Raw genomic sequence first — 23,503 nt, 5'->3', positions numbered from 1 at the left:
GTGGCCAGCCAGGTCGACACGCGGACGGCGCCCGTCGCCACCAGCCGGCTGCGCCGTCAGCTGCCGGCGCTGGAGCGGCTGGACTCGCCGGTGGCGACGTACTACGTCCTGCTCGGCGCGACCCTGCTGCTGCTCGTCATCGGGCTGGTGATGGTGCTCTCGGCGTCGTCGGTCACCTCGCTCACCAAGAGCGGCTCGTCGTTCACGGTGTTCCGCAGCCAGCTGGTCTTCGCGGCGGTGGGCGTCCCGCTGATGCTCATCGCCTCCCGCGTCCCGGTCCGCGCCTGGAAGGCCATCGGGTGGATCGCGCTCATCGTGGCGCTGCTCGCGCAGGCGCTCGTGTTCTCGCCACTCGGCGTCGCGGTCAACGGCAACCGGAACTGGATCGGCGTCGGCGGCATGCGGCTGCAGCCGTCGGAGGCCATGAAGCTCGCGCTCGTGCTGTGGGGCGCGGCGGTGTTGGCGCGCAAGCGGCTGCTGCTCGACCGGTGGGTGCACGTCGCCGTCCCGGTCATGTTCCCGATGGGGTTCATCGCGATCGGCCTCGTGCTCGCCGGCCACGACCTCGGCACCGCGCTGGTGCTCCTGATGATCCTGGCTGCGCTGCTATTTGCGGCCGGCGCGCCGGGGCGGGTGTTCCTCACCGCGGGTGGGGTGATGGCCGCCCTCGTGGGGCTCATGGTCGTCACCAGCGAGAACCGCATGAAGCGGATCGCGAGCTGGCTCGGCGGCGGATGCGACGACCGCCTCGGAGCGTGCTACCAGTCGATCCACGGCAAGTACGCCCTCGCCGACGGCGGCTGGTGGGGGGTCGGACTCGGGGCGAGCCGCGAGAAGTGGTCGTGGCTGCCCGAGGCGCACAACGACTTCATCTTCGCGATCATCGGCGAGGAGCTCGGCCTGCCGGGTGCGCTGGTGGTCCTCGCGCTGTTCCTCCTCCTGGGCTGGGCTTGCCTGCGGCTCGTCACGCGGTCGGACGACCTGTTCGTCCGCATCGCCTCGGCCGCGGCCATGGCCTGGTTGCTCGGGCAGACGCTCATCAACGTCGGGGCGGTCATCGGCATGCTGCCCGTCATCGGCGTGCCGCTGCCGCTGGTGTCGAGCGGTGGCTCGGCGCTCGTGACGTCGCTCGTGCTGCTCGGCATGCTCATGTCGTTCGCGCGCGCCGAGCCGGGGGCCGCCGAGGCACTCACCGCGCGCACCGGCCTGCTGCGCCGCTCGCTCGCCGTCCTGCCCGGTCACCACGTCGGCGAGCGCCGTCGGGGTGGTCGTTCGTGACGATCTCGGTCGTGCTGGCCGGTGGCGGTTCGGCCGGTCACGTGACGCCCCTGCTCGCGCTCGCCGACTGTCTGCGTCGGCGCGACCCGGCCACACGCATCACCGTCCTGGGCACCGCGGAGGGTCTGGAGGCCCGGCTCGTGCCGGCGCGCGGCTACGAGCTCGTGCAGCTGCCGAAGGTGCCGATGCCGCGCCGGCCCGGGCCGGACCTCCTGCGGATCGGCGGTCGGCTGCGCGAGGCCGTGCGTGCGGCGGGTGCTGCACTCGACGCCGCGGAGGCCGACGTCGTCGTCGGGTTCGGGGGCTACGTCTGCCCGCCGGCCTACCTCGCGGCCCGCCGTCGGGGCACACCCATCGTGATCCACGAGGCCAACCCGCTGCCCGGCCTGGCCAACCGCCTCGGCGCCCGGCTCACGCCGTACGTCGCCACCACGTTCCCGCACACGCCGCTGCCGCACGCGGTGCAGACCGGCGTCCCGCTGCGGCACGAGATCAGCGACCTCGCTCGCGCCGACGACGCCGAGCGCCTGGCCCGGCGTCTGCTCGCCCGCGAGCACTTCGGGCTCGACCTCGACCGCACCACCGTGCTCGTCACGGGTGGGTCGCTCGGGGCCCAGCGGCTCAACGACACCTTCGGCGAGGCGGCGCCCGACCTGCGCGCGGCCGGCGCGCAGGTGCTGCACGTCAGCGGCACGGGCAAGCAGGTCGAGGTGCGGCAGAGCGCCGGGGGAGCGGGCGACGACGTGCCGCCGTACGTCGTCGTGCCCTACGTCGACGCCATGGAGCAGGCCTACGCCGCGGCCGACCTCGTCGTGTGCCGGGCCGGCGCCAACACGGTGTGCGAGCTCGCCACCGTGGGACTGCCCGCCGCCTACGTCCCGCTGCCCGTGGGCAACGGCGAGCAGCGGCTCAACGCCGAACCGGTGGTCGCGGCCGGTGGCGGCCTGCTGGTCGACGACGCCGACTGCACAGCCGGCTGGGTGCGCGAGGTGCTCGTGCCCCTGCTGCAGGACGCCGCCGCGCTGCGCGCCATGGGCGAGGCGGCGGCGCGCTTCGTGGTGCCCGACGCGGACGAGCGGCTCGCCGACCTCGTCGAGGCCGCCGTCGAGGGTCGCCGGGTGCCGTCGTGAGGGCCACCGTCGACCTCGACCTCGAGCTGCCCCCGGCGGCCGAGCTGTCACCCGTGCACTTCATCGGCATCGGCGGCGCGGGCATGTCCGGCATCGCCCGGATCATGCTGGCGATGGGGCTGCAGGTCAGTGGCAGCGACGCCAAGGAGTCGCTGCTGCTCACCGCGCTTCGAGCCGAGGGCGCGCGGGTGGACGTGGGTCACGACGCCGCGCACGTCGAGGGGGCCCGCGCCGTCGTGGCGTCGTCCGCCGTGCGGCCGACCAACCCCGAGCTGGCCCGGGCGCGCGAGCTCGGCCTGCTGGTGCTGCACCGCTCGCAGGCCCTCGCCGCGGTCAGCGCCGGTCGTCAGGTGGCGGCCGTCGCCGGCACCAACGGCAAGACCACCACGACGTCGATGCTCACCGTCATGCTGCAGCACTGCGGCGCCGATCCGTCGTTCTCCATCGGCGGCGAGCTCACCGAGAGCGGCACGAACGCCCACTTCGGCAGTGGCGACGTCTTCGTGCTGGAGGCGGACGAGAGCGACGGCACCTTCGTCGTCTACCGGCCGCAGGTGGCCGTGGTGACCAACGTGCAGCCCGACCACCTCGACTACTACGGCACGGCTGCAGGCGTCGACGAGGGCTTCCTGCAGTTCGCGCGCAGCATCCGTCCCGGGGGCCGGCTCGTCGCCTGCGCCGACGACGAGGGCTCCGCGCGCCTCGCCGAGCGTGCGGCCGCCGAAGGCATCGCGGTCACCACGTACGGCGCCGACGCGGGAGCCGACGTGCGCCTCGACGACCTGCGCCTGGTGGGCGCGGGGTCGTCGTTCACCGTCGTCGACCACGGCCGGACGGTCGGCCGCGCGACCGTGCGCGTGCCGGGCCGGCACAACGCCCTCAACGCCCTGGCCGCCTACACCGCGATGGTGGCGCTGGGGCAACCGGCCGAGGCGGCGCTCGCGGCGATCGAGGTGTTCTCCGGCACGCGGCGGCGGTTCGAGGCGCGCGGCACGGCCGGTGGCGTGCGGGTCTTCGACGACTACGCGCACAACCCCGGCAAGGTGCTGGCAGCCCTCGAGACCGCCCGCCAGGTGGCGGGCGGGGGTCGGGTCGTGGTGGTGTTCCAGCCGCACCTGTACTCGCGCACGCGGGACTTCGCCGAGCCCTTCGGCCGCGCGCTGGGACTGGCGGACGAGGTCGTCGTCATGGACGTCTACGCCGCGCGCGAGGATCCCTTGCCCGGGGTGTCGGGCCAGCTGGTGGCCGATGCCGTGCCGCTGCCTCCCGAGCGGGTCGCGTTCGTGCCGTCGTGGTCGGCCGTGACGGACGCCGTGCTGGCGCGGGTGCGGCCTGGCGACCTGCTGCTCACGGTCGGCGCCGGTGACGTCACGATGCTGCCGGACGAGGTGCTGGCCCGGCTCGACGAGGGCACGCAGCGGTGAGCACGCGCTCGACGCGGGTGCGCGAACCGGTCTCGGCCGCCTCGGCCCGGTTCGAGGCGCGAGCGCGCGCGGCGCGCTGGCGGGCCCGGCGCCCAGCGCTCGTGGCGTTCGCCCTGGCCACGGTGGTGGTGCTGCTGGCCGCGGTGTCGTGGTTCGGGCCCCTGCTCGACGTGCGCCACGTCGAGGTACGTGGTCTCACGGGCGCCCAGGCGGCGCAGGTGCGCGACCTCGCCGCCACGCAGCGAGGCACACCGCTTCCTCGTGCCGACGCGAGCGCGGTGAGGCGTGAGGTCTCGCAGCTGCCCTACGTGGCGTCCGTGCGCGTGCAGCGGGCGTGGCCGTGGACCCTGCGGGTCGTCGTCCGGCCGCGGGTGGCCGTGGCAGCCGTACCGCAGCCCGGTGGGGGGTTGCGGCTCGTCGACGCCGACGGCGTGCCGTTCGCGACGGTGCGGCAGGCGCCGTCGGGCCTGCCGGTGCTGCGGGTGCCTGTCGGAGCCGCTGGCCGCGATGCGCTCGCGGCGACGCTGACGGTGCTCGACGGGCTGCCAGAACCCTTGCGCGCCAACGTGAGCCAGGTCAGCGCGAGCACTCCGGACGACGTCCGGATGCGCTGGCGCGGAGCCACCGTCGTGTGGGGGAGCGCCGCCAACACCCCGCTGAAGGCCCAGGTGCTGCAGGCGCTGAGCCGCCAGCAGGCCAAGGTCTACGACGTCAGCTCGCCGCACACGCCCGTCCTGCGCTGACCCCTCTCGACCTCTCCCACCCCTCCAGACCTCTCCCGTGAGTTGGCGCGGTGGCACCCTGCTGCACTCCTAGTGCAGCAGGGTGCCCCAGTCGCACAGCGCGAGTGCAGTGATCTTCCCCAGTGCGTTCGGACGACGGCCTCGACGCGGTTGCGGGCCAGGGATGGCCGGGGATTGGCGGGGGATTGCCACGGGTCTGCCGACACGCCGGGTGTGGTCGTTGTGACTCACCGCTCGCGCACTTAGCGTCTGCGCCAGACGTAGTTGACATAACTATAACCCTCAACTTGAGGGTCAGGGTCGAGCGACACGGCTCAGCACCACTCCAGCCCCAGCACCACTCCAGCCCCAGCACCACCCCGGCCCCAGCACCACCCCGGCCCCAGCACCACCCCAGCCCCAGCACCACCCCAGCGAGAGGCACTCGACGTGGCAGCACCGCAGAACTACCTGGCCGTGATCAAGGTCGTCGGTATCGGCGGCGGCGGCGTCAACGCCATCAACCGGATGATCGACGTCGGTCTGAAGGGCGTGGAGTTCATCGCCATCAACACCGACGCGCAGGCCCTGCTGATGTCAGACGCCGACGTCAAGCTCGACGTCGGCCGAGAGCTCACCCGCGGCCTCGGCGCCGGCGCCGACCCCGAGGTCGGCAAGAGGGCCGCCGAGGACCACATGGAGGAGATCGAGGAGGTCCTGCGCGGAGCCGACATGGTCTTCGTCACCGCCGGTGAGGGTGGCGGCACCGGCACCGGTGGTGCGCCGGTCGTCGCGAAGATCGCCCGCTCGCTCGGCGCCCTGACGATCGGCGTCGTCACACGCCCGTTCACCTTCGAGGGACGCCGTCGCGCCAACAGCGCCGAGACCGGCATCGCGGCCCTGCGCGACGAGGTCGACACCCTCATCGTCATCCCGAACGACCGGCTGCTGTCGATCAGCGACCGCGCGGTCAGCATGCTCGACGCCTTCCGCAGCGCCGACCAGGTGCTGCTCTCGGGTGTGCAGGGCATCACCGACCTGATCACGACCCCCGGCCTGATCAACCTCGACTTCGCCGACGTCAAGTCGGTGATGCAGGGGGCCGGCAGCGCGCTCATGGGCATCGGCTCGGCCCGCGGTGAGGACCGCGCCGTCCAGGCCGCCGAGCTCGCGATCTCCTCACCCCTGCTCGAGGCGAGCATCGACGGCGCGTACGGCGTGCTGCTGTCGATCCAGGGTGGGTCCGACCTGGGCCTGTTCGAGATCAACGAGGCGGCCCGCCTGGTGCAGGAGGCCGCGCACCCCGAGGCCAACATCATCTTCGGCGCCGTGATCGATGACGCTCTCGGCGACGAGGTGCGCGTGACCGTGATCGCGGCCGGTTTCGACGGCGGCGTGCCGACCCGGCGCCAGGACGAGCGGGCACTGGGCCAGATCACCGGCGCCTCCCCCCGGGCTGCGGCAGCCGCCGGGCAGTCCACCGGCCACGTGAGCGCGCCGGCGCCGTCCAGCGGCTCGACGTCGTCCGTGCCGAACGGCGTGAGCCAGCGGCCGTACTCGCCGGTCGGCGCCACGTCGGCCACGCCGACGCCCGTGCCCGCGAACCCGCCGGTGCCCGAGCCCGCGAGGGCGTCGTCGGAGTGGACCGACCAGCCCGCACGCTCCGAGCAGCCCGTGCGGCGCGAGGAGCCGGTCGTGGTGCCCGAGTCGCTCGAGCCGGTGCGTGCCCGCGCGCCGCGCTCGGTGGTGTTCGACGACACCGACGACGAGCTCGACGTGCCGGACTTCCTCAAGTAACCCGCACCGCCGACGACGGCCCGCTGCGCGACCTGCGCGGCGGGCCGTCGTCCGTCCGGCGCCGCCGCGACGACGTGCGACACAATGCAGCGGTGATCGCCTGGAGCCAGTCCCTGCCCGGTGCCGCCGGGGGCGTGCGCCTGGCGCTCACCGACCGCGAGGGCGGCGTCAGCACCGGGCCGTGGGCGGGGACGGTGGGCGGCGGCCTCAACCTGGCGACCCACGTCGACGACGACCCCGCGCACGTGGCGACGAACCGGCAGCGGCTGTGCGCCGCGCTGGCGCTGCCCCCCGACGCGCTGGTGGTGGCCGAGCAGGTGCATGGGCGCGACGTCGTGCAGGTGAGCGGTCCGTGCGCCGACCCGCCCGTGGCCGACGCCCTGGTCACCGACCGCCCGGGGACGGCGCTGATGGTGCTCGTCGCCGACTGCGTGCCCGTCCTGCTGGCCGACCCCGAGCAGGGAGTGGTCGGCGTCGCCCACGCCGGGCGCCCCGGCATGGTGGCCGGCGTGGTGGGGGAGGCGATCGCGGCGATGCGCGACCTCGGCGCCCGCGACCTCCTCGCGCGGCTCGGGCCGTCGGTGTGCCCGCGCTGCTACGAGGTGCCCCTCGACATGCGAGAGGACGTCGCCGCCCGCCGCCCGGAGACTCGCTCGCTCACCTGGGACGGCCGGCCCGCGATCGACGTCGCCGCCGGCGTGCTGGCCCAGCTGGCCGAGCTCGACGTCGCCGTCCGCCAGCTGCCGGGCTGCACGGTCGAGTCCGACCGGTTGTACTCCTACCGGCGTGACGGCCTCACCGGCCGGTTCGCGGGACTGGCCTGGCTGCAGGACGCCGCGTGAGCCTCGACGCGCGGACCCAGGAGCTCGAGCGCAACCTGGCTGCCGTGCGCGAGCGCATCGCGCGCGCCTGCGCTGCCGCCGGCCGTGACGCGGGCGAGGTCACGCTCGTCGCGGTCACCAAGACCTTCCCGGCGGACGACGTCGTGCGCCTGGTCGGCTTGGGCGTGCGCGACGTGGCCGAGAACCGCGACCAGGAAGCCCGCGCGAAGGTGCAGGCCGTGCTCGACAGCGCTCGGCCGGGTGCCGCAGACCTGCGCTGGCACTTCGTCGGTCAGCTCCAGCGCAACAAGGCCGCGTCAGTGGCGCGTTACGCCGACGTCGTGCACTCGGTCGACCGCCCCGCTCTGGTGACCGCGCTGAGCCGCGGCACCGTCGCCGCCGGGCGCGAGCTCGCCGTGCTGCTCCAGCTCGACCTCGATCCCAGCGGCAAGGCGACCGGCCGCGGCGGCGCGGCGCCCTCGCAGGTGCTGGAGCTGGCCGAGCAGGTGCAGGCCGCGGACGGCCTGACGCTGCGCGGGGTGATGGGGGTGGCTCCGCTCGGCGCGCCCGCGCGCGAGGCGTTCACCCGGCTCGCCGCTGCCGCTGCCGTGCTGCGCGAGCGCGTGCCGGATGCCACGTGGATGTCGGCGGGCATGAGCACCGACCTCGAGGACGCCGTGGCCTGCGGCGCGACACACCTGCGTGTCGGCAGCGCGGTCCTCGGATCACGTCCGTCACTCCGGTAACGTCCGAAGGCGTCACACGGGCGCGTGGGGCGTCCACTGACGACACGGAGGAGCTGGCGATGGCAGGTGCGCTGCGCAAGACCATGGTGTACCTCGGGCTGGCCGAGGACGACGACCAGTACGACGACGAGATGTACGACGACTACGACGACCAGCCGTCGCACCGTCCGGAGGTCCCTCGCGCCGAGACGCCGGCACACCGCCCGGGCCACGCCCAGGTCACCCAGCTGCCATCGCGCGCCGTCGGCGTCGTGCGCAGCGCGTCCCCGGAGGCCGACCTGCGCCGCATCACGACGATCCACCCGCGCACCTACAACGAGGCCAAGACGATCGGCGAGGCCTTCCGCGAGGGCATCCCGGTGATCATGAACCTCTCTGACATGGACGACGCCGACGCCAAGCGTCTGGTCGACTTCGCGGCGGGGCTGGTTTTCGGGCTGCACGGCGCCATCGAGCGCGTGACGAGCAAGGTGTTCCTCCTGTCGCCCGCGCACGTCGAGGTGACCGCGGAGGACAAGGAGCCCGTGAACACCTCGGGCCTGTTCAACCAGAGCTGACGGCGTGCACGTCGTCCGGTCGGTCCTCTACCTGGTGGTCCTGGCCTTCTTCATTCTGCTCATCGGCCGCCTGGTCCTGGACTGGATCCAGGTCTTCGCCCGCGCGTGGCGTCCCCGCGGCGTCGTCCTGGTGATCGCCGAGGCGATCTACACCGTGACCGATCCGCCGCTGCGGCTCCTGCGTCGCGCGGTGCCGCCGTTGCGCATCGGCCAGGTGGCCATCGACCTGGCCTTCATGATCCTGTTCATCGTGACCCTGCTGCTGATGCAGCTGCTGTCGTGAGGCCGGCGCCGACGTCCGCCATGACCGCAGCTCGTCACCCCGGGTGCGTCCCGCCCGTGCTCGACAGGCGGTGAGGAGGATCGCGTGATGGAGTCGAAGTGACCTCCTACCTGCAGATTCGCTACCGTGTGCCGGGCGACCCCAGACACCGAGAGGTGACCACATGCCGCTGAACCCCGAGGAAGTTGTCAACAAGCGCTTCAGCCCGACGAAGTTCCGTCAGGGCTACGACGAGGAAGAGGTCGACGAGTTCCTCGACGAGGTCGTCGCCGAGCTGCGACGCCTCAACGCCGAGAACGACGAGCTGCGCGCGAAGCTCAGCGCGTGCGAGAGCCGCGTGGCCGAGTTGTCGCGTGGCGGCGGGGCCCGCCGCCAGGAGCAGGCCCCCACGCCCGCTCCGGTCGCTGCCCCTGCCCCGGCTCCCGCTCCCGTTCCGGCTCCCGCCGCTGCGCAGCCCGCGCCGGCTGCGGCGTCGAGCGGTCCTGAGAGCGCTGCCGGCATGCTCGCGCTCGCCCAGAAGCTCCACGACGAGCACGTCGAGGCGGGCAAGGCCGAGCGGCAGAAGATCGTCGGCGAGGCGCAGGAGCACGCCGCTCGGCTCGTGCGCGAGGCCGAGCAGAAGCAGCGCGAGACGCTGGGCGACCTCGAGGAGCAGCGGCAGGTGCTGCAGCGCAAGGTCGAGCAGCTGCGGCAGTTCGAGCGCGAGTACCGCAGCCGCCTGAAGGCCTACCTGGAGGACCAGCTCAAGCAGCTCGAGACCAAGGCATCCGTGGGTGGCTCGGGGCCCGACAACGCCCAGAGCGGGTCCGGGGGCTCGTCGGCCGAGGTCACGCCGCTGCCGACGCGGGGCGGCGGGTTCACTGGCGGCTCGGACTCCGAGCGCCAGGGTCAGCCGCAGCAGCAGGACACGCCGAGGTTCCCCTTCGGGAGCTGATGAACGGGGTCGCCACGTCGGCGAAGGGCCATCGGATGATCCGGTGGCCCTTTGCCGTGCTCGGGGCCAGCGCGTCACCGAGCGTCGACGGTGCGGCGAGTCGCGTTGAGTCGGCGTCTGCCGCACCCCTATCCTTCCCGCACCGTGCCGTGCGGCGCGGGAAGGCGCCCTCGGGCCGAAGCTGGGAGAGATGATGGCGAGGACGATCAGCGTGGGCACCACCGCCCGCCGCGCTGTCGGTGTGGCCGTCGCCTCGGCCGCCCGGGTGGCGAAGAAGGTCACGAGCGCCCGCGTCGGCGCCGCAGCGCCCGCGAAGAAGGCGGCGAAGAAGGCCACGCCGACGAAGAGCGCCGCCACGGCGAAGAAGGCGGCGACGGCGAAGAAGGCCACGCCGACGAAGAGCGCCACTACGACGAAGAAGGCGGCGACGGCGAAGAAGGCCGCGCCCACGAAGAAGGCGGCGACGGCGAAGAAGGCGGCGACGGCGAAGAAGGTCACGACCGCGAAGAAGGCGGCGACGGCGAAGAAGGTCACGACGGCGAAGAAGGCGGCGACGGCGAAGAAGGCGGCGGCGGCGAAGAAGGTCACGACCGCGAAGAAGACGGCGCCCGCGAAGAAGGCCGCGACGGCGAAGAAGGCCGCGACCGCGAAGAAGGCGGCGCCCACGAAGAAGGCGGCGCCCACGAAGAAGGCGGCGCCCGCGAAGAAGGCGGCGCCCACGAAGAAGGCAGCCCCATCCACCAGCACGACGAAGCGACCGCCCGCTCGCCGCATCTCGAACATCAAGCGGATGGCGGCGCCGACGCCGGAACGCCCGGCGACGAAGGCCGCGACGAAGGCCGCGACGAAGGCCGCGTCGAAGACCGCGACGAAGACCGCTCCCCGGCAGCTGAAGGTGCGCGAGGACGAGTCGCCGTGGACCGCCGCCGAGCTGCGCGAGGTGCGCGAGGAGCTGCGGCGCGACGTCGAGCGGCTGCAGGGCGAGATCACGGCGGCCGAGAGCGACCTGCAGGTGCTGCTGCGCGACTCCGGTGACGGCACGGGGGACGACCAGGCCGACGCCGGTGCGAAGACCTTCGAGCGCGAGCAGGAGATCACCCTCGCCAACAACAGCCGCGAGATGCTCGAGCAGAGCCTGCGGGCCCTGGCCCGCATCGACGACGGCACCTACGGCGTGTGCGAGTCGTGCGGCAACCCGGTCGGCAAGATGCGACTGCAGGCCTTTCCCCGTGCGACCCTGTGCGTGTCATGCAAACAGCTCCAGGAGCGTCGCTGAGCGACGCCGCACCCTCGCCCACGCGGGCCCGCCGAGGCCTGCTCGCCGTCCTCGTCCTCGTGGCAGGGGGTGTGTACGCCCTCGACCAGGTCACCAAGGCCCTCGCGGTCGACCACCTGTCATCGGGCCGTGTCGTCCCCTTGCTCGGCGACGTGCTGCAGCTGCGGCTGATTCGCAACCCTGGTGCGGCCTTCTCCTTCGCCACGGGCATGACCTGGGTGCTCACGCTCGTGGCCATCGCCGTGGTCGTGGTCGTCGTCCGGTCGTCGCGTCGCATCGGCAGCCTGCCCTGGGCGCTCGCGCTGGGGCTCCTGCTCGGTGGGGCGCTCGGCAACCTGACCGACCGGCTCCTGCGCCAGCCGGGGTTCGGGCGCGGTCACGTCGTCGACTTCATCGCCTACTGGCACCTGTTCATCGGCAACGTCGCCGATGTCGCCATCGTGGCCGCCGCGGTGCTCGTGATGGTGCTGGGCGCACGGGGGACGGCGCTCGATGGCACACGCACCGGCGGACGGCGGAGCCACCGTGGCTGAGCCGGACGCGCAGCTGCGCTCGCTGCCCGTGCCCGACGGGCTCGAGGGCGAGCGCCTCGACGCCGCGCTGGCTCGGTTGTTCGGCTTCTCGCGCACCCGGGCCGCCGAGCTCGTCGCGGAGGGCAGGGTGCAGCTCGACGGGTCGTCGACCGCCAAGTCCGACCGCGTCTCGGCGGGTCAGTGGCTCGAGGTCAGCCTGCCGGTGCCTCGGTCGGTCGAGCCGGTCGTCGCCGAGCCGGTCGAGGGCCTGCGGGTCGTGCACGACGACGACGACATCGTCGTGGTCGACAAGCCGGTCGGCGTCGCCGCCCACCCCAGCCCGGGGTGGACCGGCCCGACGGTGGTCGGTGGACTGGCCGGTGCCGGCTACCGGATCGCCACGTCGGGCGCCGCGGAGCGACAGGGCATCGTGCACCGGCTGGACGTCGGCACGTCGGGCCTCATGGTCGTCGCCAAGAGCGAGCACGCCTACACCGTGCTGAAGCGCGCCTTCAAGGAGCGCACGGTCGACAAGGTCTACCACGCGCTGGTCCAAGGTCACCCGGACCCGCTTCGAGGCACGATCGACGCCCCCATCGGCCGGCACCCGCAGCACGACTGGCGTTGGGCGGTGACCTCGGGCGGCAAGCCCAGCATCACCCACTACGAGGTGATCGAGGCCTTCCGGGCCGCCTCGCTCGCCGAAGTGCACCTGGAGACCGGGCGCACGCACCAGATCCGGGTGCACTTCTCGGCGCTGCGGCACCCGTGCGTGGGCGACCTGACCTACGGCGCCGACCCCACGCTCGCGGCGAAGGTGGGGTTGTCGCGGCAGTGGCTGCACGCGGTCCGCCTCGGGTTCGAGCACCCCGGCACGGGCCAGGCGGTCGAGTTCTCGAGCGAGTACCCGGACGACCTCGCGAGGGCCCTGGACGTCATCGCGGCTGGCTGACCTCGGCGACACGCGCAGCAGCCTGGGACGTTGCCCGCCCTCGGCCCGGCTGTCCGACGTGCGACCTAGACTTCACCCCATGCCCTCCAGCTCCACCCCGTCGGACTCGTTCGCGCACCTGCACGTCCACACCGAGTACTCGATGCTCGACGGAGCGGCGCGCATCGACGACCTGATGGCCGAGGCGGCACGCCAGGGCATGCCGGCGATCGCCACCACCGACCACGGCTACATCTTCGGCGCGTACGAGTTCTGGAAGGCCGGCCAGCGGCACGGGGTCAAGCCGATCATCGGGCTCGAGGCGTACCTCACGCCCGGCACCAGCCGCTTCGACCGCACCCGGGTCAAGTTCGGCGACGGCGGCCGCGACGACGTGTCGGGCTCCGGCGCCTACACGCACATGACGCTGCTGGCGCGCACCACGGGCGGCATGCACAACCTGTTCCGGATGGCCTCGCTCGCCTCGCTCGAGGGCTACTACTTCAAGCCGCGCATGGACCGCGAGCTGCTGCAGACCTACGGTCAGGGACTGATCGCCACCACCGGCTGCCCCAGCGGCGAGGTGCAGACGCGCCTGCGGCTCGGCCAGTACGACAAGGCGGTCGAGGCCGCGGCGGAGTTCCGCGACATCTTCGGCGCCGAGAACTTCTACTGCGAGCTGATGGACCACGGCCTGGGCATCGAGCGTCAGGTTCAGCAGGACCTCCTGCGGCTGGCCCGCGACCTCGGGCTGCCGCTGCTGGCCACCAACGACCTGCACTACACGCGCGCCGAGGACGCCAAGGCCCACGCCGCGCTGCTGTGCGTGCAGTCGGGCTCGACGCTCGCCGACCCCAACCGCTTCAAGTTCGACGCCGACGACTTCTACCTCAAGTCCGCTGCCGAGATGCGCCACACCTGGCGCGAGCTCCCCGAGGCCTGCGACAACACCCTGCTCATCGCCGAGCGGTGTGAGGTCACCTTCTCCGAGGGCGAGGGGCGCTACATGCCGCGCTTCCCCTGCCCCGAGGGGGAGGACGAGACGTCGTGGTTCGTCAAGGAGGTCGAGGCCGGGCTGCACCGACGGTTCCCGGACGGCGTCCCCGACTACGCGCGCCAGCAGGCCGCCTACGAGACCGAGGTCATCATCGGCAAGGGGTACCCCGGGTACTTCCTCGTCGTCGCCGACTTCATCAACTGGGCCAAGCGCAACGGCATCCGAGTCGGTCCGGGTCGTGGCTCCGGCGCTGGCTCGATGGCGGCGTACGCGATGGGTATCACCGACCTCGACCCCATCCCGCACGGCCTGATCTTCGAGCGCTTCCTCAACCCCGAGCGCCCGTCGATGCCCGACTTCGACGTCGACTTCGACGAGCGCCGGCGCGGCGAGGTGATCCGCTACGTCACCGAGAAGTACGGCGAGGAGCGGGTCGCCCAGATCGTCACCTACGGCACCATCAAGGCCAAGCAGGCCCTCAAGGACGCCTCGCGCGTCATGGGCTTCCCCTTCGCGATGGGGGAGAAGCTCACCAAGGTGATGCCCGCTGCGGTGATGGGCAAGGACATCCCGCTCACCGGCATCTTCGACCCCCAGCACAAGCGGTACGCCGAGGCCGCCGAGTTCCGGGCGCTGCACGACGCCGACCCCGACGCGCGTGAGGTGGTCAAGACCGCGCTCGGCCTCGAGGGCCTCAAGCGCCAGTGGGGCGTGCACGCGGCCGGCGTGATCATGTCGAGCGAGCCGCTGCTCGACCTCATCCCCATCATGCGCCGCGAGCAGGACGGCCAGATCATCACGCAGTTCGACTACCCGAGCTGCGAGACGCTCGGCCTGGTCAAGATGGACTTCCTCGGCCTGCGCAACCTCACGATCCTCGACGACGCGGTCGCGAACGTGAAGCTCAACCGCGGGGTCGAGCTCGACCTCGACGCGCTGTCGAAGGACATGACCGACCCGGCCACCTTCGACCTGCTCGCCCGCGGCGACACCCTCGGCGTGTTCCAGCTCGACGGCGGCGGCATGCGCACCCTGCTGCGCCAGATGCAGCCCGACAACTTCGAGGACATCTCGGCCGCCCTCGCGCTCTACCGCCCCGGCCCGATGGGCGCGAACTCGCACACCAACTACGCGCTGCGCAAGACGGGCAAGCAGGAGATCACGCCGATCCACCCCGAGCTGGCCGAGCCGCTCGACCCGATCCTGTTGATGACCCAGGGCCTCATCGTCTACCAGGAGCAGGTGCAGCAGATCGCCCAGAAGGTCGCCGGGTACAGCCTCGGCAAGGCTGACCTGCTGCGGCGGGCGATGGGCAAGAAGAAGAAGGAGGTCCTCGACGCCGAGTTCGTGCCGTTCAGCGAGGGCATGAAGGCCAACGGCTACAGCGACGCCGCGATCAAGACGCTGTGGGACATCCTCGTCCCCTTCTCCGACTACGCCTTCAACAAGGCGCACACCGCGGCGTACGGCCTGGTGTCGTACTGGACGGCCTACCTCAAGGCCAACTACCCGGCCGAGTACATGGCGGCCCTGCTCACGAGCGTGCGCGACGACAAGGACAAGTCGGCGCTGTACCTCAACGAGTGCCGGCGCATGGGCATCAAGGTGCTGCCGCCCGACGTCAACGAGTCGATCGCCAACTTCGCGGCCGTCGGCACCGACATCCGCTTCGGTCTCGCGGCGATCCGCAACGTCGGCACGAACGTCGTCGAGGCCATCGTGGCCACGCGCGAGGGCCAGGGGGCGTTCACCTCCTTCGAGGACTTCCTGCGCAAGGTGCCCGCAGTGGTGTGCAACAAGCGCACGATCGAGTCGCTGGCCAAGGCCGGGGCGTTCGACTCGCTCGGCCACAGCCGCGCCGGCCTGGTGCGCGTTCACGAGGTGTACGTCGAGTCCCTCGTCGACGAGAAGCGCAAACAGGCGCAGGGCCAGGAGTCGCTGTTCGCCGGCTTCGGCGACGAGGCCCCGATCGAGCTCGCCGTGCTGCCGGCCATCCCGATGACCGAGTGGGACAAGCGCGACAAGCTGCGGTTCGAGCGCGAGATGCTTGGGCTGTACGTCAGCGACCACCCGCTGTTCGGGATCGAGCACATCCTCACCAGCGCGGCCGACTGCTCGATCGCCGCGCTGCTGGCCGACGAGTCCCGACCGGACGGCACCACGGTCACGATCGCGGGCATGATCAGCGGCCTGCAGCGCAAGATGACCAAGGCGGGCAACCCGTGGGCCATCGCGACCGTCGAGGACCTCGACGGCGCGATCGAGGCGCTGTTCTTCCCGCAGGCGTACCAGACCGTGTCGACCATGCTGGCCGAGGACCTCGTGGTCGTCGTGCGCGGCCGGCTCAACCGGCGCGACGACGTGCCCACCCTCTACGCCTCCGAGCTCACGATCCCCGACATCTCCGAGGGTCCGCGCGGGCCGGTGGTGATCGCGCTGCCGCTCGCGCGCTGCACCCCCCCGGTGGCTGAGCGGCTGAAGGACGTCCTGGCCACCCACCCGGGAGTCACCGAGGTGCACTTGCGGCTCACCCAGTCCGGCCGCTCCACCGTGATGCGGCTCGACGACCGGCTGCGCGTCACGGCCGGCCCGGCGCTGTTCGGCGAGCTGAAGGCGCTGCTCGGGCCCTCGTGCCTGGTCGGCTGAGGAGGGTCGGCTGAGGAGGGTCGGCTGAGGAGGGTCGGCTGAGGAGGGTCGGCGCGCCGCGAGGCTTGAGTCCGACGGTCGGTGTGACGACCTAGACTGGGTGGCCGCCGCAGCCGCTCGCAGAGCGATGCCCGGCTCGACACCTGCGAACCACCACGGCCCGGAGCCCGATCCGCGCGTCCACCCAGGGGGGAACCCGACCATGACCCAGCCTCCGAGCGACCAGCCCGAGCAGCACCTGGCCGGCGCCGACGTCCTCGCCGCAGAGCCGGCCGTGTCGGCGCGGGGTCGCCGCCGCGGCGTGCTCATCGGGGCCAGCGTGCTCGCGGTCGCGCTCGTCGGGGGCGGTGCCGCCCTGGCCGCCAGCAAGCTCGGTGGCGGCGGCGCCCAGCCCGACGAGGTGGTACCGGCCTCGGCGGTCGGCTTCTTCGCCGTCGACCTCGACCCCTCGGCGGGCCAGAAGGTCGACTTCCTGCGCTTCGCCCGCAAGTTCCCCGACGCCCGCAAGGCCATCGGCTCGGACGACGACGTGCGCAAGGCGCTGTTCGAGGCCCTCAAGAAGGACGGCCAGATCAAGGGTGACTGGTCGTCCGACGTCGCGCCCTGGCTCGGTGACCGGGCCGGCTTCGCGGTGCTGCCCCCCCAGGCCGACGGCGACGACCCGGGCGCGGTCGTCGTGCTGGCCGTCACCGACGCCGACAAGGCCAAGGCGGGCATCGCCAAGGTGAGCGAGGGCCAGGCGAAGTGCGAGTTCCCCGACGGCTGGGCCGTCTGCTCCGACGACGCCGCCGTGGTGTCGAAGGCCGTCAAGGACGCCGCCGACAAGCCGCTGTCGCAGGCGAAGGACTACACCGCCGACGTCGACGCGCTCGGTGAGCGCGGTATCGCCCGGGCGTGGTTCGACCTCGGCAAGCTGCAGGAGGCCGTTCCGACGTCGGGCGCGCAGCTGAGCGCCGCCTTGTCGAGCGCGAAGCTCACCGGCCGCACGGCGTTCGCGTTGCGGTTCGACGGCCCGACCCTCGAGCTCACCGGCCAGGCCACCGGCACCCAGCTGCCGAAGCTCACCGGCACGGCCGGTGTCGACGACCTGCCCGCGAGCTCGGTGGCGGTGTACGGCTTCAGCGGCGCCGACCGGCTCGTCGACTACGCCTACGCGCAGGTGCGCAAGGCGGCCGAGAGCATGAACGGCGTCGAGCAGCTGGACGCCGCCACTCGGCAGGTGCAGCAGCAGTTCGGCATCAGCGTGCCGGGCGACGTCACCCGGGCGATCGGCGACCGGATGGCGCTCGTCTACGGGGGCACCGACGACGGGGCGCCGAAGGTCGCCGCGCGGTTCAGCGGCGACCGGGGCACCCTCGACAAGATCGTCAACGCGGTGCAGGGCGGCACCGGCCTGACCCTGGGCAAGGCCCAGTCGGGCTCCGACACGGTGCTCGCGTCGTCCCAGGCGTACGCCGACGAGGTGGCGACGCAGCACGGGCTCGGCGGCGCGCCGGCCTTCAAGGACGCCGTGCCCGACGCCAAGGACGCCCAAGGCGTGCTGTACGTCGACGTCGCGTCGGCGTTGGCGCAGGTCGGCGACCAGGCCGAGCTCAGTGCCACCGAGCGCGAGCAGCTCAAGGTGCTGCGCGCGTTCGGGCTCACCGTCACGCAGGACGGCGACCGGCTCTCCTACGACGCGCGGCTGACCACCAAGTGATCGGGGCCCGGCCGGGCAGGCGACGCGAGCACCCCGCGGTGCGCGCCGCCCTGCCCGTCGCCGGTGCGCTCGTCGTCGGCGTGGCCCTTGGGGCAGCGTGGCGGCTGCTCGCACCGCTGGCGCGCGCCGACGTGGTCGGCGGCGGGGTCTACCTCACCGGCCACCGCGAGCTGCAGGTGGCTCAGGACGGCTGGCTCGCGCTGTTGCTGGCACTGCTCGGGGTCACGGTGGCCACCGTGCAGTCGGCGCGAGCCCGCGAGCCGCAGGCCGGGCGCGCGGTCGTGGCCCTGCTCGGCGTGTTCGTCGTGGGTGCGGTGGCCTGGCAGGTGGGGCAGTGGCTCGGGCCCGCGTCCCTGGCGGCCCAGGTGGCCGCCGGTGCCACGCATCCCACGACCCCGCTGGAGCTGCGCACCACGTCGGTGCTGCTGGTGGGCCCGCTGCTGTTCGCCGTCACTCGCTGCCTCGGAGCGCTCTTCAGCAGCCCCGCCCGCTGAGCCACCTCGCCTCAGCGGCGAGCGCCGCGCTCGTGCAGCAGGCCTCGCGCGACCAGCTCGACCACGACGAGCACCGCGACCGACTGCACCATGAGCAGCGCCACCAGCACCACGAGCTGGACGGCCGCCGCCTCCATGGCCGTCGCGCCACCGAGCAGCATGCCGACGAACGCGCCCGGCAGGGTCACCAGGCCGACGGTGCGCGTCTGGTCGAGGCCTGGCACGAGCGCCAGCGCCGCGTCGTCGCGGGCGACCAGCAGTGCCGCCTCGCGCGGGGCCAGACCGATGGACAGCGCGGCCTCGTACTCGCCGTGACGCCGGGCGAGCGCGTCCAGGCACCGGCGCCCGGCGAGCACCGTCGCGGTCATCGCCCCACCGATGAGGATCCCCCCGATCGGCACCAGGGCGACACCCTCCAGCGGCACGAGCCCGGTGGCGAGGGTGAGCAGGATCGCGGGCGTGGCACCCGCGACCACTGCGAGCAGCGCCCACAGCCCCGTGCGGTCCTCGGTCAGCCGGCGCGCCGCCGTTGCGCCGGCGACGCCCACCATGAGCAGCAGGAACGCCAGGGTGAGGGGCAGCGAGTCGAGCACCGCGGCGATCACCAGCGCCACCACGAGCAGCTGCACCATGGCGCGCCCGGCGGCGCGCAGCACGGCCCAGGCCTGGCCGAGCGAGCCGACGACGTTCACCACCGCCGCGGCCGCCGTGCTGGTGACCACGACGGCCACCAGGGCCCACCGCGTGGCGCCGGTGCTGATGTCGACGATCGCCGCGGAGTGCAGCGCGCTCGAGGTCACCCGGCGACGGTACCGGCCCGGGCACGGCGTCTTGCCAGACGGAGCACGCGGCGGGGACGTCGGGCCGCTGACCTAGACTGGTCGGGTGATCGCACGTACCGACCTGCGCGGACGCCGGCTCGACGCCGCGACGCTGCGCCAGGTGCTGCCCCGGGCCGGGTTCGACGTCGAGGCCGCTGTCGACGTCGTGCGACCGATCTGCGAGCAGGTGCGCCATGGCGGCGCCCAGGCCCTGCGCGACCTGGGTGAGCGGTTCGACGGCGTGCGCCCCACCCAGCTGCGCGTCCCCGCGCCAGCACTGCAGGCCGCGCTCGACGAGCTCGACCCCGCGGTGCGGGCGGCGCTGGAGGAGTCGATCGAGCGCGCCCGTCGAGTGCACCGCGACCAGCGCCGCGTCGACGTCGTCACGCAGGTCGTGCCGGGAGGCCGGGTCACCGAGCGCTGGGTACCGGTGGGCCGAGTCGGTCTGTACGCCCCCGGCGGCCTCGCCGTGCTCGCCAGCAGCGTCGTGATGAACGCCGTGCCGGCGCAAGAGGCGGGCGTGCCGTCGATCGCGCTCGCGAGCCCGCCCCAGCGCGACAACCCCGAGCGGTTCGCCGGCCTGCCGCACCCCACCGTGCTGGCCGCCTGCGCCCTGCTCGGCATCGACGAGGTCTACGCCGTCGGGGGAGCCCAGGCGGTCGCGATGTTCGCCTACGGCGCCAAGGAGACCGGCCCCGACGGGGGCCCGGACGGCGAGGTGCTGTGCGAGCCCGTCGACCTGGTGACGGGTCCGGGCAACATCTACGTCGTGGCGGCCAAGCGCCTGCTCAAGGGCGTGATCGGCATCGACTCCGAGGCGGGTCCCACCGAGATCGCCGTGCTGGCCGACGACACGGCCGACCCCGCTCACGTCGCGGCCGACCTGATCAGCCAGGCCGAGCACGACCCGCTCGCCGCGTCCGTGCTCGTCACCCCCGACGCGGCGCTCGCTGACGCCGTCGAGGCCGAGCTCGAGCAGCAGGTCGCGGCCACCAAGCACACCGAGCGCGTGCGCGAGGCCCTCGGCGGCTCGCAGTCGGGCATCGTGCTCGTCGACGACGTGCAGGCCGGTCTGGCCGTGTGCGACGCCTACGCGGCCGAGCACCTGGAGATCCAGACCCGTGACGCCGCGGACGTGGCGGCGCGGGTGCGCAACGCCGGCGCGGTGTTCGTCGGTGCCTTCGCGCCCGTCTCGCTCGGTGACTACTGCGCCGGATCCAACCACGTGCTCCCCACCGGCGGCTGCGCGCGTCACTCCAGCGGCCTGTCGGTGCAGTCGTTCCTCCGCGGCATCCACGTGGTCGAGTACGACCGCGCCGCCCTGGCCGAGGTGGCCGACCACGTGGTCGCGCTCGCCAACGCCGAGGACCTGCCCGGTCACGGCGACGCCGTCCGGGTGCGCCTGCGCGACGCATGAGCCTCGACGCGCTGCCGCTGCGCGAAGACCTGCGAGGCTCGGTGCCGTACGGCGCCCCGCAGCTCGACGTCGCCGTCCGGCTGAACACCAACGAGAGCTCGTACGACCTGCCCGAGCCGGTCGCACTGGCCGTCGTGGAGGCGGTGGCCCGCGAGGTCCGCCACCTCAACCGCTACCCCGACCGCGAGTTCACGGTGCTGCGCGAGGAGCTCGCGCGCTACCTCGGGCACGACCTGGCGACCGAGCAGCTGTGGGCGGCCAACGGGTCCAACGAGGTGCTGCTGCAGGTGCTGCAGGCCTTCGGGGGCCCCGGACGCACCGCCCTCGGGTTCACGCCGGCGTACTCGATGCACCCGATCATCACGGCCACGACGTCGACGGCGTGGGTCGACGGCCGGCGCGGTGCGGCGTCCGGCGACTTCGACCTCGACGCGGACGACGTCGCGCGGCAGGTGCGCGACACCGACCCCGACGTGGTGTTCCTCTGCTCGCCGAACAACCCGACCGGCACGGCGTTGCCCCTCGAGGTCGTCCGCGCGGCGTACGAGGCGTCCGGGCACGCGATGGTCGTGGTCGACGAGGCGTACGCCGAGTTCGCCCGCGCCGGCACGCCGAGCGCGCTGACCTTGCTGCCTGGGCGGCCACGGCTCGTCGTCACCCGCACCATGAGCAAGGCCTTCGCCTTCGCCGGGGCCCGGGTGGGGTACCTCGCGGGCGACCCGGCGGTGTGCGACGCGTTGCGACTCGTGCGCCTGCCGTACCACCTGTCGTCGCTGACGCAGGCCGCTGCCGTGGCGGCCCTGCGCCAGGCGCCGGTGCTGCTCGGCACCGTCGCGGCGATCCGCGCCCAGCGCGACCGCATCGTGGCGGCGCTGCCCGGCCTCGGCGTCCAGCCGGTGCCGAGCGACGCCAACTTCGTGCTGTTCGGTGGCCTCGCCGACGCCGCGGCGACGTGGCGCGACCTGCTCGAGCACGGGGTGCTCGTCCGCGACGTCGGCCTTCCCGGCTACCTTCGCGTCACGGCGGGTACGCCCGATGAGACCACCGCCTTCCTGACCGCGCTCGCCGCCACCCTCGAGGAGTCCCGATGACGACGCGTCGCGCCCGGATCGAGCGCAGCACCGGCGAGAGCCGGGTGCTCGTGGAGGTCGACCTCGACGGCACCGGCCGCTCCAGCGTCAGCACCGGCGTCGGCTTCTACGACCACATGCTCGCCAGCCTGGCCAAGCACGCCCTGCTCGACCTCACCGTCGAGGCTGACGGCGACACGCACGTCGACGCGCACCACACGGTCGAGGACGTCGCGATCGTGCTCGGGGACGCGCTGCGCGAGGCGCTGGGTGACAAGGCGGGCATCGCTCGCTTCGGTGACGCCCTCGTGCCGCTCGACGAGACCCTCGTGCAGGTGGCCGTCGACGTGAGCGGTCGGCCCTACTGCGTGCACACCGGCGAGGCCGAGGGCCAGGCCTACGTCGTCATCGGCGGCAGCTACGTCGGTTCGCTCACCCGGCACGTGTTCGAGACCCTCGCCCACCACGCGGGGATCGCGCTTCACGTGCGGGTGCTCAGCGGGCGCGACCCCCACCACGTCGTCGAGGCGCAGTACAAGGCCGTGGCTCGAGCCCTGCGCGCGGCCATCGCCCCCGACGAGCGGGTGGGTGGGGTCCCGAGCACCAAGGGCGTCCTGTGACCTCGACGCCCGAGGGCCTCGCCGGCCCCCGGGTGCTGCTGCTGGCGCGCGGCCGGTTCGACGGCGTGCGCGCCTGGGCCCGCAAGGGCCTGGTGCCGGTGTGGATCGTCCCGGACGTCGCGTGGACGCTCGTCGTGCCGGCCGGCCCGGCTGCCAGTGCGCCGCCCTACGACGACCCGATCGCCCTGCTCGGCGGTCGCCCGCTGCCCGCGCGGCTGCGGCCCTCGCTGTGCGTCGTGGCCGACGGGCCGCGCGCGGTCGTCACCGCGCACGAGGCGAGCCGGCTGAGCCGGCCGCGGTGGCTCGTGTGGAGCCGTGCGGCCGGCCTGCAGCGGGTCGAGCAGCTGCCGCGGTTGGCGCTGCCCGCGTTGGCCGAGCTGGCCGCGCCCCACACCGGCGCCGTGGGCCTGGAGCGTCTGCGCGCCGCCCTCGCCGCCGACGCCCGCAGCGGCGCCGACGTGGTCGACGACGTGCTCCGCGCCCTGGGCCTGCCGGGCGCGGGCGTGAGCATCGACGCCGTCCGCGCGGGCGACCTGCCCGGGGCGGTGCGCATCGACCCCGACGAGCGCGCCGTCGCGCGCTTCGACGCCCACGTCGCGCACGAGCGCGAGCTCGCCCAGCAGCTGGAGGACCGCTCGTGACCCGCCCCAGCGTCGTCGTCCTGGACTACGGCTCCGGCAACGTCCACTCCGCCGTGCGCGCCCTCGAGCGGGTCGGCGCCGACGTCACCCTCACGGCCGACCGCGCCGCGGTGCTCGACGCCGACGGTCTGCTGGTGCCGGGCGTCGGCAACTTCTCGGCCTGCGTGCGCGGGCTGCAGGCCGTGCGCGGCGGCGAGCTCGTCGGCCGCCGGCTGGCCGGTGGGCGTCCGGTGCTCGGCATCTGCGTCGGCCACCAGGTGATGTTCGAGCGCTCGACCGAGCCGTACGACGCGGGTGCGCTCGACGGCCTGGGGGAGTGGCCGGGTGTCGTCGAGCGGCTGTCGGCCGAGGTCGTGCCCCACATGGGCTGGAACACCGTCGAGGTGGCCCCGGGCTCGGCGCTGTTCGCCGGTGTCGAGGACGAACGGTTCTACTTCGTGCACTCCTACGCCGTGCGCCGGTGGGAGCTGCCCGAGCCCGGTGCCGAGACGAGCCGGCTCACCGCACCCCTGGTGAGCTGGAGCGAGCACGGCGGTCGGTTCGTGGCCGCCGTCGAGAACGGTCCGCTCAGCGCCACGCAGTTCCACCCCGAGAAGAGCGGGGACGCCGGCGCGCACCTGCTCGCCAACTGGGTGCGCTCGCTGTGAGCGATCCCCGAGCCCTGACCTGTCCCGAAAAGGAGCGCCA

Annotated in this window: 22 protein-coding genes; 21 read left to right on the top strand and 1 reads right to left on the bottom strand. The window is 73.2% G+C overall.

All coding sequences use genetic code 11. From position 1 onward, the window contains the following. The 16 genes from ftsW (at position 1) to ASD06_RS12420 (ending at position 18,247) form a co-directional block, all read left to right on the top strand. Positions 1–1,278 (top strand): putative lipid II flippase FtsW, encoded by a 1,278-nt coding sequence (gene ftsW, locus ASD06_RS12495; protein WP_082537997.1) that lies wholly within the window; start codon positions 1–3, stop codon positions 1,276–1,278. Between the two features lie 2 nt (positions 1,279–1,280). Further along, positions 1,281–2,408: an undecaprenyldiphospho-muramoylpentapeptide beta-N-acetylglucosaminyltransferase gene (murG, locus tag ASD06_RS12490; RefSeq protein WP_056678502.1), complete on the top strand. Its 1,128-nt coding sequence runs from the start codon at positions 1,281–1,283 to the stop codon at positions 2,406–2,408. Further along, on the top strand, positions 2,405–3,832 hold the full coding sequence (gene murC / locus ASD06_RS12485; RefSeq protein ID WP_056678004.1) for a UDP-N-acetylmuramate--L-alanine ligase: 1,428 nt from the start codon (positions 2,405–2,407) through the stop codon (positions 3,830–3,832). Before murG ends, murC begins: the two co-directional genes overlap by 4 nt. Further along, the gene (locus ASD06_RS12480; RefSeq protein WP_056678002.1) at positions 3,829–4,575 is read left to right on the top strand and encodes a cell division protein FtsQ/DivIB; all 747 of its coding nucleotides are present in this window, start codon (positions 3,829–3,831) and stop codon (positions 4,573–4,575) included. The genes murC and ASD06_RS12480 overlap by 4 nt, the downstream gene beginning before the upstream one ends. 429 nt (positions 4,576–5,004) lie before the next feature. Further along, entirely contained in the window at positions 5,005–6,351 is a 1,347-nt protein-coding gene (ftsZ, locus tag ASD06_RS12475; protein ID WP_056678000.1) for a cell division protein FtsZ, read from the top strand. 92 nt (positions 6,352–6,443) lie between these two features. Further along, positions 6,444–7,193, top strand: coding sequence for a peptidoglycan editing factor PgeF (gene pgeF / locus ASD06_RS12470; RefSeq protein WP_056677989.1), 750 nt, complete (start codon positions 6,444–6,446; stop codon positions 7,191–7,193). Next, a complete protein-coding gene (locus tag ASD06_RS12465; protein ID WP_056677986.1) occupies positions 7,190–7,918 on the top strand; it encodes a YggS family pyridoxal phosphate-dependent enzyme in 729 nt (242 codons plus the stop codon). The genes pgeF and ASD06_RS12465 overlap by 4 nt, the downstream gene beginning before the upstream one ends. Positions 7,919–7,977: 59 nt before the next feature. Next, positions 7,978–8,475, top strand: coding sequence for a cell division protein SepF (locus ASD06_RS12460; RefSeq protein WP_056677981.1), 498 nt, complete (start codon positions 7,978–7,980; stop codon positions 8,473–8,475). A gap of 4 nt (positions 8,476–8,479) precedes the next feature. Next, positions 8,480–8,758 carry a YggT family protein gene (locus ASD06_RS12455; RefSeq protein ID WP_056677979.1) on the top strand — a complete coding sequence of 93 codons (279 nt, stop codon included), beginning with the start codon at positions 8,480–8,482 and terminating at the stop codon, positions 8,756–8,758. Between the two features lie 163 nt (positions 8,759–8,921). Then, the gene (locus tag ASD06_RS12450; protein ID WP_082537996.1) at positions 8,922–9,692 is read left to right on the top strand and encodes a DivIVA domain-containing protein; all 771 of its coding nucleotides are present in this window, start codon (positions 8,922–8,924) and stop codon (positions 9,690–9,692) included. Positions 9,693–9,882: 190 nt separating this feature from the next. Further along, on the top strand, positions 9,883–10,968 hold the full coding sequence (locus ASD06_RS19680) for a TraR/DksA family transcriptional regulator (RefSeq protein ID WP_235502326.1): 1,086 nt from the start codon (positions 9,883–9,885) through the stop codon (positions 10,966–10,968). Further along, complete coding sequence (gene lspA, locus ASD06_RS12440) at positions 10,941–11,501, top strand: signal peptidase II (protein ID WP_082537994.1); 561 nt, start codon at positions 10,941–10,943, stop codon at positions 11,499–11,501. Before ASD06_RS19680 ends, lspA begins: the two co-directional genes overlap by 28 nt. Continuing rightward, on the top strand, positions 11,494–12,432 hold the full coding sequence (locus tag ASD06_RS12435; RefSeq protein ID WP_235502325.1) for an RluA family pseudouridine synthase: 939 nt from the start codon (positions 11,494–11,496) through the stop codon (positions 12,430–12,432). Before lspA ends, ASD06_RS12435 begins: the two co-directional genes overlap by 8 nt. Before the next feature lie 79 nt (positions 12,433–12,511). Further along, positions 12,512–16,054: a DNA polymerase III subunit alpha gene (gene dnaE / locus ASD06_RS12430; protein ID WP_056677973.1), complete on the top strand. Its 3,543-nt coding sequence runs from the start codon at positions 12,512–12,514 to the stop codon at positions 16,052–16,054. 202 nt (positions 16,055–16,256) lie between these two features. Further along, complete coding sequence (locus ASD06_RS12425) at positions 16,257–17,753, top strand: DUF3352 domain-containing protein (RefSeq protein ID WP_056677970.1); 1,497 nt, start codon at positions 16,257–16,259, stop codon at positions 17,751–17,753. 38 nt (positions 17,754–17,791) lie between these two features. Next, positions 17,792–18,247, top strand: coding sequence for a hypothetical protein (locus tag ASD06_RS12420; RefSeq protein ID WP_157371696.1), 456 nt, complete (start codon positions 17,792–17,794; stop codon positions 18,245–18,247). A gap of 11 nt (positions 18,248–18,258) precedes the next feature. Here the strand turns inward: ASD06_RS12420 and ASD06_RS12415 are convergent, their stop codons facing one another. Continuing rightward, on the bottom strand, positions 18,259–19,017 hold the full coding sequence (locus ASD06_RS12415; RefSeq protein ID WP_369853747.1) for an ABC transporter permease: 759 nt from the start codon (positions 19,015–19,017) through the stop codon (positions 18,259–18,261). A gap of 115 nt (positions 19,018–19,132) precedes the next feature. On the opposite strand from ASD06_RS12415, the gene hisD reads away from it, so the two are divergent. The 5 genes from hisD to hisH are packed head-to-tail and all read left to right on the top strand — an operon-like array spanning position 19,133 to position 23,463. Further along, positions 19,133–20,485: a histidinol dehydrogenase gene (gene hisD / locus ASD06_RS12410; RefSeq protein WP_056677965.1), complete on the top strand. Its 1,353-nt coding sequence runs from the start codon at positions 19,133–19,135 to the stop codon at positions 20,483–20,485. Continuing rightward, positions 20,482–21,576 carry a histidinol-phosphate transaminase gene (locus ASD06_RS12405; protein WP_056677962.1) on the top strand — a complete coding sequence of 365 codons (1,095 nt, stop codon included), beginning with the start codon at positions 20,482–20,484 and terminating at the stop codon, positions 21,574–21,576. Before hisD ends, ASD06_RS12405 begins: the two co-directional genes overlap by 4 nt. After that, positions 21,573–22,175 (top strand): imidazoleglycerol-phosphate dehydratase HisB, encoded by a 603-nt coding sequence (gene hisB, locus ASD06_RS12400; RefSeq protein WP_056677959.1) that lies wholly within the window; start codon positions 21,573–21,575, stop codon positions 22,173–22,175. Before ASD06_RS12405 ends, hisB begins: the two co-directional genes overlap by 4 nt. Next, complete coding sequence (locus ASD06_RS12395) at positions 22,172–22,816, top strand: hypothetical protein (protein ID WP_056677956.1); 645 nt, start codon at positions 22,172–22,174, stop codon at positions 22,814–22,816. Before hisB ends, ASD06_RS12395 begins: the two co-directional genes overlap by 4 nt. Next, a complete protein-coding gene (hisH, locus tag ASD06_RS12390) occupies positions 22,813–23,463 on the top strand; it encodes an imidazole glycerol phosphate synthase subunit HisH (protein WP_056677951.1) in 651 nt (216 codons plus the stop codon). Before ASD06_RS12395 ends, hisH begins: the two co-directional genes overlap by 4 nt. The last annotated feature ends 40 nt before the right edge of the window (positions 23,464–23,503 follow it).

Origin of the sequence: Angustibacter sp. Root456, assembly GCF_001426435.1 — a bacterium.
Classification (GTDB): domain Bacteria; phylum Actinomycetota; class Actinomycetes; order Actinomycetales; family Angustibacteraceae; genus Angustibacter.
This window is presented reverse-complemented; position numbering and strand designations above follow the sequence as displayed.

Bases quoted from the DNA above. Each gene is read 5' to 3' on its own strand.
- ASD06_RS12460 (WP_056677981.1), top strand. From the start codon at position 7,978: ATGGCAGGTGCGCTGCGCAAGACCATGGTGTACCTCGGGCTGGCCGAG.
- ASD06_RS12450 (WP_082537996.1), top strand. From the start codon at position 8,922: ATGCCGCTGAACCCCGAGGAAGTTGTCAACAAGCGCTTCAGCCCGACG.
- ASD06_RS19680 (WP_235502326.1), top strand. From the start codon at position 9,883: ATGATGGCGAGGACGATCAGCGTGGGCACCACCGCCCGCCGCGCTGTC.
- lspA (WP_082537994.1), top strand. From the start codon at position 10,941: ATGCAAACAGCTCCAGGAGCGTCGCTGAGCGACGCCGCACCCTCGCCC.
- dnaE (WP_056677973.1), top strand. From the start codon at position 12,512: ATGCCCTCCAGCTCCACCCCGTCGGACTCGTTCGCGCACCTGCACGTC.
- ASD06_RS12425 (WP_056677970.1), top strand. From the start codon at position 16,257: ATGACCCAGCCTCCGAGCGACCAGCCCGAGCAGCACCTGGCCGGCGCC.
- ASD06_RS12405 (WP_056677962.1), top strand. From the start codon at position 20,482: ATGAGCCTCGACGCGCTGCCGCTGCGCGAAGACCTGCGAGGCTCGGTG.
- hisB (WP_056677959.1), top strand. From the start codon at position 21,573: ATGACGACGCGTCGCGCCCGGATCGAGCGCAGCACCGGCGAGAGCCGG.